The organism is Acinetobacter sp. GW821-FHT01C12 (genome assembly GCF_059422625.1).
In genome coordinates, this window is record NZ_JBWKXD010000001.1 from 349,246 (window position 1) to 361,327 (window position 12,082).

Sequence of the window (12,082 nt, forward strand, 5' to 3'; positions counted from 1 at the left end):
AAAATCTGTTTTAGTCCATTTAAAATCGATCAATTTAAGCACTGTTTTTTTTAGTAAAAAATCAATCTTGACACAGCTAAAATATTCAATATATAGTTAGTCGCCATACTATATGGTTAAATACTAAATGAATCTAGAACAGAAATACACCGCGCTTTTGCATGAAGCGCAACGCCGTAAAATGGCAGATATTGAAAATTTGCGCCTCTGTTTTCAAACGCTTTCACTCGCTTCAAGTATTGATCGAGACTGTGCCGCACAGCTTGCGCCTTATGGCTTATCTGAAGGGAGATTTGTGCTTTTATTTCTCCTTGATGCAGCTAATGATGCTGTAGCGCCTAAAACTTTAGCTGAACAAGCGGGAATTACCCGTGCCACAGTCACTGGACTACTGGATGGTTTAGAACGTGAACAATTGGTAGAACGTCACGCAGATCCAGAAGATCGTCGCGCGTTATGTATTCAGCTGACGGCAAAGGGCAAGCAAGTCGCAAAAACTGTGTTTGATCAGCATAGTCGTTGGATTGCCAGCCTGTTTGCTGGTTTAACCCAAGCTGAGCGTGAGCAATTAACAGGTTTACTTGAGAAAGTAGCGAAAAATCTTGTTGATAAACGCTGATAAAATATCTACATAAAAATCTTTTTAAATTATCGATATAAAACGTTGAATTAAATCAAGGAAAAATCATGAATCACTATCTAATTGAACTCTATACACCAAATGCAGTTTGGCAAGCTTTACCTACACAAGAGCGCCAACAATATTTGGGTGATGTTGGCGCGGCTATGGGAGGCTTGTCTAATCTGGGTGTTGAGCTTTTAACACTCACCGAGATTGATACTGCCGTTGATCAAAGTAGTCATCATCGCTTTATCGGGATTTGGCGCTTTCCAAATCAACAGGCACGGGATGCATTGTTAACAGGTATTCAAGCAAGTGGTTGGTATGACTACTTCGATCATGTAAATGCAGCAGGGACGGAAGGTGATTTCCAGCAACACCTTGATGCTTTAGCGAAGTTTTAATTTTTCTTCTAAGATGCTTATTTATTTTCAAGGTCATATCAAAGTGTTCTTTAAAGCTTAAATATCTTATAGAAATGCTTGTTCAATCGAAGAAAATTGTGAATACTCATGCGCATAAATTTAGGCTGTAAGATTATCTTTGGGGTTAGACAATTACTGTGAAAACGTATCCATTTTCTCGTTTACAAAAAGCATTATTGGCAGTTGGTTCATTTTCATGTCTAGGGCTAAGTTCAGCATTGGCACATGCTGATACTGAAAAAGATACACAGCAACTTAAAACAATTAAAGTAAGCGTTCAAACAGAAGAAACAACACCAACTGCTTATTATCAACCCAAGGTAAATTTATCAGGATTTACTCAGCAAAATCTTGCTGAGATCCCTGCATCTATCAGTACAGTCACCGCAGAACGTATCGCTGACCAACATGCAAAAACCCTGACGGATATTGTTAAAAATGATGCAGCCATCGGTGATGGCTATGCACCCATTGGTTATTATCCAAACTTTATTATGCGTGGCTTTAACCTAAATTTAGGGTCAAGTTATTTACTCAATGGCAATTTGTTGCGTGGTGAGCAAAATGTGGCGCTTGAGAACAAAGCACAAGTTGAAATTCTAAAGGGTATAAGTGCAATCCAAAGTGGAATGTCAACACCGGGTGGTGTCATCAATTATGTCACTAAACGTCCAGAAGACATTCATGCTATCACCATTGAAGTAGATAGTCATGGTGGCAATCGTGTCGCAACTGACTTGGGTGGCTGGTTGGGAGAAGAGCAGCAGTTTGGTTATCGAGTGAATCTGGCCAAAGAAGAAATTCATCCTTATGTTGAGCATGCAGATGGGCAGCGTTTATTTGGCGCTTTGGCATTAGACTGGAAGATTTCAGATCGCTCAAAATTAGAATTTGACATTGAATCACAGCATCAACGTCAGCGCTCAGTCGCTGGTTATCAGTTACTGGATGGTACAACCGTACCGACTGACGTCAAATGGGATCGTTTACTTGGCTATCAAAGCTGGAGTAAACCTGTGACCAATGAAAGCCTAAATGCCAGCTTAAAATATATTTACCAAGTCAATGACAACTGGACAACAAATCTGTCTGCTGCACAAAGTCGTGTCGTGATTGATGATTATTCAGCATTTTCGTGGGGTTGTTATAGCAGTACTTGCCAAACGACAGGTTTAGGTAATACTTTTGACCAAAATGGTAACTATGATATTTATGATTTCCGTAATCCTGACGACAGCTTCTTAACCAATCAATTTAAAGCAGGATTAAACGGCAAGTTTAGCACTGGGGCTTGGCAGCATAAGCTAAGTTTAGAACTGTCACATACAGGGAAACGGCATACACAATATAATGCAATCAATGAATTGGTCGGTACAGGAAATATTTATAATGATCCTATAACGTATGCGCCTACTGATAAAACTTTAGGTAAACATTATAAATCATTAGACAGTCAACAAACCGCATTGAACTTACTTGACCAGATTGACTTTAACACTGAATGGTCAATGCTGTTGGGTGGTAGGCTGATGCATTTAAATGAAAATGCCTATGATGAAGATGCAAACAACATCCGAGAGACGAATTTCAATCGTTTCTTACCGCAGTTTGCGTTGATGTATCAACCTTGGGAACAGACTCATCTCTATGCTTCTTATGCCAAAGGATTAAGTGATGGTGGACAAGCCCCTTGGTTTGCGACTGGTATTCCTGATCAAGGTATTGAAGGTAATGCTTTTAAAACGTTAGCACCGATAAATTCAACTCAGTATGAATTGGGGATTAAGCAGCAGTGGCAAACATTACTGTTTACCGCGGCATTGTTCGATTTAACCCAAGACAATCAATACACCAACTCAAGCAATTACTTTGTCACGGATGGTAAGCAACATAACCTTGGCTTAGAATTGGGCTTACAAGGACGTTTAGGGCAAAATCTAGATATAACCTCTTCTTTAGCTTTGATTCGTTCACGTTTAAAAGAAATACAAGTGGCTGATTATCAACGTCATCAAACTCAGAATGTACCAAGTGTTCGTTTTGCTAATCATCTGTCTTATCAAGTACCACAAGTGAATGGCTTACGTTTATTGGCTGGCATGCAATACAGCAGCAGTAAATATGCCAATAAAACAGGTACAGTAAAAGTATCAGGCTATAGCGTGTTTGATGTAGGTACAGCTTATAACTTCCGTGCTTATGGTTATGACAATACGCTTCGATTTAATGTTGATAACGTGTTTAATAAAAAATACTGGCGCGATGCGGGGAGTTTCTTAGGCGATGACTATTTATTTCTTGGCGCACCACGTACAGCACAACTCTCGTGGACTGTGGGTTTTTAACTAAACTAGTTTAGTTATATCAATATTTTAAGATTATTTCATAAAACCTTTTTAAAGCTAAAAATCAACATAAAATCCCCCTCATCCTAGCCTTCTCCCAAAGGGAGAAGGGATTTTCAATCGCAATATGATTCACGCTACATGATCACTTTTTCATTTATGAAAGAGATTTATTTAAATAAATATCAAAAAAATAGATAGTACAAACCTAAAAATATAAATTGGATTTATTCTAAAAAATAACCAATTATAGAATTCTAAGCAATTTAGTAAGGAATGCTAAAAATGGACAAAAAAATTAGAGTTGCTGTGATTGGTGGCGGTATTGCGGGATTAGCACTCACGACTCAATTGGTCAAAAATAAACATTTAGATGTACATCTCTTTGAGTCCGCATCACAGTTTTCCGAGATTGGCGCAGGGATTTCGTTTGGTGCCAACGCAGTTAAAGCCATTCAATTATTAGGTCTAAGCCAAGAGTATGAATCTATTGCAGATCAGGTAAAGGCACCATACACCGATATTTGGTTTCAATGGCGTAATGGTTATACCGATGAGTATCTATCTGCATCGATTGCGCCACAAGTTGGACAGTCTTCGGTACATCGTGCAGATTTTCTCGATCGTTTAATTCCGTTAGTGCCTTTAACAAATGTACATTTTAATAAACGTGTACAAGAAATAGAGGCAGATGAAGAACAAGCGACAATTCACTTTATCGATGGTCAACATATTACATTTGATTATGTGATTGGTTGTGATGGAATTCGGTCAGTTGTTCGAAATCATGTGCTTGACTCTAATCAATTAGTGCGTGTTGAACCTCAGTTTTCAGGGACGTGGGCATATCGTGGAATTATTAAATTTCAAGATTTTAAGCAAGCTATTGTAAAACTGGGAAATGATGCAGAAATTGCCGATGTACCGCAAATGCTTTTAGGGAAAGATAAACATATCTTAACTTTCCCAATCCGTCAGGGTGAAGAAATTAATATTGTCGCGTTTAAGTCAGATCGCACGCAAACCGTATTAGCAGAGAATACACCATGGACATCGCCTGTTTCAAAACGAGCCATGCTGGCTGATTTTGCAGACTGGAGCGAGAGTTGTAAGGCATTATTGGATCTGATCGACTCACCAACCATTTGGGCATTACATGAAATTCAACCTTTAGAAACCTATAAAAACAAAAACAATAATGTGATTTTGATTGGCGATGCGGCTCATGCCATGTTACCGCATCAAGGTGCTGGTGCTGGACAAGGTTTAGAGGATGCTTTGATTTTAGCTAAATTATTAGAAAACCCTGAGTTGACATCTGAATCTATCAAAGCTGTATCTGAAATCTATGAGCAAGTTCGATTAGCGCGCGCCGTGAAAGTTCAAAATACCTCGCGTGAATCAGGTGAAATCTATGAGCTATATTCATCGAAATATCCTGATTTTGAATCAATAGGCCAACATTTGGCACAGCGTTTTGACTGGTTGTGGCAGCATTCGCTTGAAGATGATATTCAGACAGCCAAAGCAGCATTAGCAAAACAACTACAGCACACTGAAATGACGACTTAAACAACAAAGATTACAAACAGGACAATATGACCAGGGAGGTCTATTATGCAAACCATAAATGCAAATGAAATTATTGATCATGCCAAATTAAAAGCCATTCATTGGCGGGTGATTTTACTCAGTGCATTGATCATTATCTTTGATGGTTATGATTTAGTGATTTACGGTGTTGCTTTACCCAAGCTGATGGCAGAATGGAAAATTGACAGTATTACGGCTGGATTTCTGGGCAGTGTCGCTTTATTTGGGATGATGTTTGGTGCAATTATTTTCGGTAGCCTGAGTGATAAATTAGAAAGCTATGGATTTAGCCGCAAAAAATTAATTATTTTATGTATCTGTTTATTCAGTGGTTTTACTTTACTTTGTGGTTATGCCAATAATCCACAAAGTTTTGGAGTCTTTCGGTTTTTGGCTGGTTTGGGTTTAGGCGGGGTCATGCCAAATGTAATCGCCTTGATGACTGAATACGCACCTAAAAAACTACGTTCAACCTTGGTTTCCTTAATGTTTAGTGGCTATGCAGTCGGTGGGATGTGTTCAGCTTTATTAGGAATGTGGTTAGTCCCGCAATTTGGTTGGAAAATCATGTTTATTCTAGGAGGCACGCCACTTTTACTGATCCCTATAATCTGGAAGCTGTTACCCGAATCGATTGATTATTTGGTACGCCGTGATAAAACTGACCAAGCCATTGAGATCCTTAAACAAATTGACGACAATATTACCTATACGTCTCAGACTCAAATTGGACTTCATCAAGACAATCAATCTATCTCTAAAACTCCGATCAAGGATTTATTTGCAGAAAATCGTGGGATGGTGACACTCTTATTCTGGGGCAGCGTATTTATGGCGCTTGTATTGGTCTATGCTTTAGGTAATTGGTTACCTAAATTGATGGTAGAAGCAGGCTATGATTTATCAACCAGTCTGGTTTTTCTATTGGCTTTAAATATTGGGGGAATGCTTGGTGCAATTTGTGGTGGCTACTTAGCGGATCGTTTTAATCTGGCAAAGGTATTATGCTCACTGTTTTTAAGTGGCGCGATCGCATTAATCTTACTGAGTTATAATTTACCAATGGTCATTCTTTATTTTTGTATTGCGGTTGCAGGTGCTGCATCAATTGGTGGGCAAATCTTATTATTGGCGTATATGTCTCAATTTTATTCATCCAATATTCGTGCAACAGGCTTAGGAATGGCTTTAGGTGTGGGGCGCTTAGGCGCAATTTTAGGGCCAATCTTATGTGGTTGGCTGTTAAGCTTAAGTCTGTCCATTAATTATAATTTTATCGCATTATCAATTCCTTGTATTATTGCGGTAATGAGTGTTTCAATGATTCACTTACAGTTGAAAAAAACAAAATTGGCGGTGAAAGCGCTACAAATCTAAAATTAGAGCAGGGAGGTCTACCTCCCTCATTCAATAGAGATATTACAATTGATTGATCTAAGTCTTATTAAAGTTTTTATTATCGTTTTTGAAACTAAAAATATTAGTCATGCAGCTGAGCGCCTCAATTTAAGCCAACCTTCTGTCACCTATAATCTAAATCGCCTACGTAAATTTTTAAATGACCCTTTATTTGAACGAGACAAATTTGGAGTCAAACCGACTAAGTTGGCACAAAGTTTATACCCAAGCTTTAGGCAAGCAATTACCGATATTGAAATGGCAATTACAGCGTCTAAATACTTTGACCCAAAAACGTCAACTCGGATATTTCGTTTAGGCTTATCTGATTTGGGTGAAATATGTTTACTACCTTCTTTAATTCAATACCTTTCTAAAGAAGCACCATTTATTAAGGTGGAAATTGAAGAAATTCAATCGCATAAAGTAGAAGACTGGCTGACTGAAGGCTTTTTAGATGTTGCTGTATTCAATAGTAGTTATACCGTTATGCCTAAAATTGAATCACGTAATTTATTTGAAGAACGCTATATGTGCATTGCGCATAAGTACCATCCACGTATAAGAGATACACTAAGTTTAGAACAATATTTTCAAGAAAATCATGCTGCTATTAAATCTTCAACAGGTCATATTGAAATTGATCAAAGGCTGAAAGAATTGGGCTTAAAAAGAAAAATCATGCTTGAGCTTCCTCATTTTAGTGTTTTACAAGATGTTGTGACCAGTTCTGAATTATTAGTGACTTTGCCTTCAAGGGCAGCAAAAGTATATGCGCGTAATGGTGATGTCAATATTTTTGAATTACCATTTTCAGTTAAACCGTTTAATGTAAGTGCCAATTGGTATAACCATCGAGATGACATAGAAGCCAGAACATGGTTTATCCAAACACTACAAGAACTTTTCCAATCGCTTTAACGCCGTATTTTTATTTGCAATGTATTAAAAAAACAGTGAATAGAGCCATAACTTATCTGAACTGCTCTTTATTTGAATGAGAATTTCAAGTAATCAGCATTAAGAATTAAAAATCTATTTATCTTGTCAAAAATAGAATATCATTCCAATCATAGATAAATCAGTGACTTATTTTTTTAATTCCTTATATAAAGTGAACTGCATGAAATTACAGCTAGATAAATACGATCGTGGCATTTTAGAACTATTACAAAAAGATTGTACCTGGGCGATTGGCGATATCGCAGATCGTATTGGATTAAGTAATACAGCATGTTGGCGACGCATTCATAAAATGGAAGAAGAAGGCATCATTCGCGCTAAAGTTGCTTTATTAGACCGTAAAAAACTAAATATCAATGTGATTGTTATGGTTTTTATTAAAACTGCACAACATAATGCAGAATGGATTGAAAAATTTCACAATCATATCCATACAATCGATGAAGTTATAGAAGTGTATCGGATGGCTGGAGAGACTGATTATTTGTTAAAAGTCGCTGTACCCGATGTGCTTGAGTATGACAAAGTGTATAAAAAAATAATTCAAATTTCTGGCCTTACTGACGTGAGCTCCAGTTTTGCCATGGAACAAATTAAATATACGACTGAATTACCTTTAAATTTTCTTTGATCATTGATGTTTTTTCATAAAAATCAAAGCTAGGTCTCAATAAGATGTATTTATTTTAGGGTTGATTTGTTCCGCATTTTACTAAGAAAGAATCGTACTATCTCCCTTTATGACAATAAAAAATTAAATCAACATTTAACAAAGTAAATTTGCTAGGCATATTTTCTAAGTAAATGACTTTAAAAAACTACTCAATAACGCATTGAACATATCAATCAGCCACATTATGAATATTTACCTTATCATGTCATTATGGGAATAAAATTCCCATTAAATATTCAAATACGGATTTATATTCTATATTATTTGAAAAATAGTGATTTATTTAAAATAAAAATTCTATGCATTTTATCTATCATTAGTTGTAGAAATATTTGTTAGAAATCATGCTGGTGCTGCTATGAATCACTTTTGTACACAAGTCATAAATTTGGGAAGAACCCCTCAGCGTTTTGATGGTTTGGTGAACACACCTGTTTATCGAGGTTCAACCATTGTTGTCGATAGTTTTAAAGAATGGGAAGATCATAAGCAAAATGGCGGTGTTTATAAACATTATGGCCGTTTTGGTGCTGCTACAGCAAAGTCTTTTGAAAGTGCAATTAATGCATTAGAAGGTGGTGCAGGATGTATGGTTTTCCCATCTGGACTATCGGCTTGTACTCATGCATTAATGGCATTTGTTGCAGCAGGTGATCATGTTTTGATTGCTGATAATATTTACGGGCCAACACGAAGTTTTGCAGACAGTATGTTGCCCAAACTGGGAATCCATGTTGAATACTTTAACTCATGTGATTTAGATGAGTTAAACAACAAAATTAATCAAAAAACCAGTGTGGTCTTTGTAGAGTCACCAGGTTCAATTACTTTTGAAATTAGCGATATTGCCGCAATCTCAGAAATAAGCCATCGAATGAATGCCAAGGTTTTAGTGGATAACTCTTGGGCAACGCCATTGTTTTTTCAACCTTTAAAACATGGAGCAGATGTCTCAATTCAGGCTGTCACAAAATATATTGGTGGGCATTCTGACATTCTCATGGGGACTGCAACAGCAAATGCAGCATCCATAGAGCAATTAAATAAAGTGGTTCACTTTTTTGGTGAAACGACTAGTCCAGATGATATTTATCTAGCATCACGTGGGTTGCGTAGTTTAGCCGTTCGCTTAAAACAGCATGAGGAGAATGGTGTAATACTCGCTCATTATCTAAATGAACATCCTGCAATTGATGTGGTAAATCACCCAGCTCTAGCAATGAATCCATATCACAAACTATGGCAACAGAGCTTCTCTGGTTCTACAGGCTTATTCTCCTTTTATCTAAAACAAAACAATCCGTGTTTTGTTGAGGCTTTCTTTGATTCTTTAAAGCTTTTCCACATCGGCTTGTCATGGGGGGGATTTGAAAGTCTGATTTTGCCAGTTGGAACACCTTATCGCACTCAAAGTCATTTGCCTAGTCGTGGATATTTGGTGCGCCTACATGCAGGACTTGAACATGTAGACGATTTAAAAGCGGATTTGGATGAGGCTTTGGCTGTTGCGCAGTGTGCGATAGCTTAATTTCATTATACTTATCGTAAAATGAGACCTTAAATATCCAATATAGCAAGACTATAGAAGAAACCCTCTAATAAAATAGAGGGTTTAATTTAAAATGGATTAAAAATTATAGCGGACACTTAATGTGGCATTTCTTGGTGTACCCCAATTCATAGAGTTTGCACCAATACCTTCGTAGTATTTCTTGTCAAAAATATTGTCAACGTTCAGCTGAAGCTTAATATTTTTATCAACTTGATAACCTAACATCGCACTAGCAAGTATAAAAGCATCTTGATCTATACGTGTATTTCCAGTACCCGTATAGTATTTACTTTTGTAATTTAAACCTAGTCCAGCACTCCATAGATCTACTTTATATTTCACAAATAGATTAGATGTTGTGCGTGAATTCGTTGTATTAACCTTTACACCTTTTGCATCTTTTGCTTCAAAATTAGCAATACCAAAATTAACGCCCCAGTGTTCATTAATTTCCCCATCTGCTTCAAATTCAAAGCCTTTACTTTCAACTCCATTTACACCACGATAAGCTTGTTCATTTGTAAGCTGACCATTACGTACAATAAATTGTCCTGTTATTGCTTCAGCAAAATTAGATTGTTCAATGCGGAATAGTGATAAAGCTGTATTTAAACGTCCACCAAACCATTCACTTTTCAAACCTGCTTCATAGTTTTTACCATTCGCAGGATCTAGATATTGATCATTTACATCTTTACGGCTTTGCGGTTTAAATATGTCTGTATAGCTGACATAGACTGAGTGATCTTTTGCAAAATCGTAAATAGCGCCAATATAAGGCGTGACTTCGTTGTTAAATTCACGATTGCCTACACCATTTTCAGACTCATATTTCCAATTAGATAAACGTGTACCTGCAATCACTTTTAATGGATCGAGAATTTGAAATTTACCAGAAATATAAGCTGAAGTTTGAGTCGTTTGATTCAGAGCATTTACACCATTCAAAATGACAGATTGAAGTAGTGGTTGTGCCATATTGTTATAGTCGAGCGGACCGCCTAAATATTTCTCGATTTCATTTTTAGTATTGGATCCCCCAAAAATATCCTTGGTCTTCTCATTTCTATTCCATGAACCACCAATAATTATTTCTTGTGGGCGGTTAAATAGTGTAAAAGGCGCATTGATGAAAAGATCAATGTTATTTTCTTCATTCCTTGCTTCAGAGCCATATACTGAAACATTATCTGTGATTTTACCTGTCTTAGGATCAGGTTTATTTTTCAGTGGGCTGGTATTGGTTGCTTTGTTTACTTGCCCTCCAGTGTAAAGCAGAAGGGTATTTACATCTTCTTTACGAAAGGTATATGCAACATTTAAATTAACATCATTGAATAAATTCTGTTTTAAATTGGCGAATACTGCTGTGGTATTTACATCCCAAAAAGTCCAAGGTGCAGTTACCGTTAAGCTTCGATCAAAGTTAGTACGACTTCCATCATCATAAAATGCTGGAGTGCCTCCCCAACGAATACCATCACGTTGTAACTCTTGATAAGTTGCGCCAAGTGACATACTAGTTTTATCACTCAAATCGTAATCAATCGCACCATAAAATACATTGCGTTCTTTTTCATAAAAATCCATAAAGGATTTTTCATCAGCATGTTTGACGAACATACGTCCACGAAGTGAACCATCTTCGTTCAGTGGAGTAGAAATATCCGCAGAGCTACTCCATGCATTCCAAGAACCGAATGAAGTGCTCAGATTACCCGTCAATTCTTTTGCATTGGCATGTTTACGGACCATATTCAGTCCCATTGCAGGGTTACCAGCACCTGTGGTAAGTCCATTTGCACCTTTAACAACTTCTACACGATCATAAATATCTAAATCAAGGTCACCTGCACCTAAGTTTGTAGTACTCGGCATTCCATCTATTAAATAGTAATCGACCTGAAAGCCTCGAGCGTAAACAGACTGACGTTCATCGGTACGCGAGGTTGAAACACCTGTAATGGTATTCATTAAATCTTGAAAAGAATCAATGTTTCGGTCATCTAAATATTCACGTGTTAAAACTTTGACAGATTGAGGTGTTTCACGAAGGGACAAGTTTAATTTTGTTGAAGTATTTGTACTTTTGGCTGTATAGCTTTGTGTCCCTTCTGTAATCGCTGAATTTTCACTTTCTGCTTGTATTTTGATTGTTGGTAAAGCCACTGTTTCTGTTTTTTCTTCCGCATAAACAACAGATGGAATAGTTAAAGCCATAGAAAGTACTAGAGGATGCATTTTAAATGCATGTCTCAAAGGGAAGAAGTTGTACATAAGATTAATTCCATAATAAAAAATGCGCGCTATCGGTTTTCTGCCTTTCTATTGCTTTGAACCTGTTACGGACGGAAAAGCGTTACAAAAAGTAACATATGGATAATTAATTATCAATAATGATTCTCATTAAATTATATAAATCATTATTCTTATTATTTATATATAAAATATATAATTAATTTTGTTAACAAGTCATGTTTTTATAAAAGATTTTGAATTTTGTTATGCTGT

At 36.8% G+C, this 12,082-nt stretch carries 9 protein-coding genes; 8 read left to right on the plus strand and 1 reads right to left on the minus strand.

The features are described from left to right. The first annotated feature begins 127 nt into the window (after positions 1–127). From AC07WY_RS01640 to metC, 8 genes are all read left to right on the plus strand, one after another. Complete coding sequence (locus AC07WY_RS01640; RefSeq protein WP_262086066.1) at positions 128–619, plus strand: MarR family winged helix-turn-helix transcriptional regulator; 492 nt, start codon at positions 128–130, stop codon at positions 617–619. Positions 620–687: 68 nt separating this feature from the next. Then, positions 688–1,026, plus strand: a complete 339-nt coding sequence (locus tag AC07WY_RS01645; protein ID WP_262086065.1) for a DUF6616 family protein — start codon at positions 688–690, stop codon at positions 1,024–1,026. Between the two features lie 158 nt (positions 1,027–1,184). Continuing rightward, complete coding sequence (locus AC07WY_RS01650) at positions 1,185–3,392, plus strand: TonB-dependent siderophore receptor (protein ID WP_494735568.1); 2,208 nt, start codon at positions 1,185–1,187, stop codon at positions 3,390–3,392. Between the two features lie 285 nt (positions 3,393–3,677). Beyond that, a complete protein-coding gene (gene salA, locus AC07WY_RS01655; protein WP_494735569.1) occupies positions 3,678–4,964 on the plus strand; it encodes a salicylate 1-monooxygenase in 1,287 nt (428 codons plus the stop codon). 45 nt (positions 4,965–5,009) lie between these two features. Then, the gene (locus AC07WY_RS01660) at positions 5,010–6,362 is read left to right on the plus strand and encodes an MFS transporter (RefSeq protein ID WP_494735570.1); all 1,353 of its coding nucleotides are present in this window, start codon (positions 5,010–5,012) and stop codon (positions 6,360–6,362) included. A 48-nt stretch (positions 6,363–6,410) separates the two neighbouring features. Continuing rightward, entirely contained in the window at positions 6,411–7,304 is an 894-nt protein-coding gene (locus AC07WY_RS01665) for a LysR family transcriptional regulator (protein WP_004720408.1), read from the plus strand. 202 nt (positions 7,305–7,506) lie between these two features. Next, positions 7,507–7,977 (plus strand): Lrp/AsnC family transcriptional regulator, encoded by a 471-nt coding sequence (locus tag AC07WY_RS01670; RefSeq protein ID WP_004720411.1) that lies wholly within the window; start codon positions 7,507–7,509, stop codon positions 7,975–7,977. Between the two features lie 400 nt (positions 7,978–8,377). Beyond that, positions 8,378–9,547, plus strand: a complete 1,170-nt coding sequence (gene metC / locus AC07WY_RS01675) for a cystathionine beta-lyase (RefSeq protein WP_494735571.1) — start codon at positions 8,378–8,380, stop codon at positions 9,545–9,547. A 99-nt stretch (positions 9,548–9,646) separates the two neighbouring features. On the opposite strand, the gene AC07WY_RS01680 is transcribed toward metC, so the two are convergent. Then, positions 9,647–11,848: a TonB-dependent siderophore receptor gene (locus AC07WY_RS01680; RefSeq protein WP_494735572.1), complete on the minus strand. Its 2,202-nt coding sequence runs from the start codon at positions 11,846–11,848 to the stop codon at positions 9,647–9,649. Between the last annotated feature and the right edge of the window lie 234 nt (positions 11,849–12,082).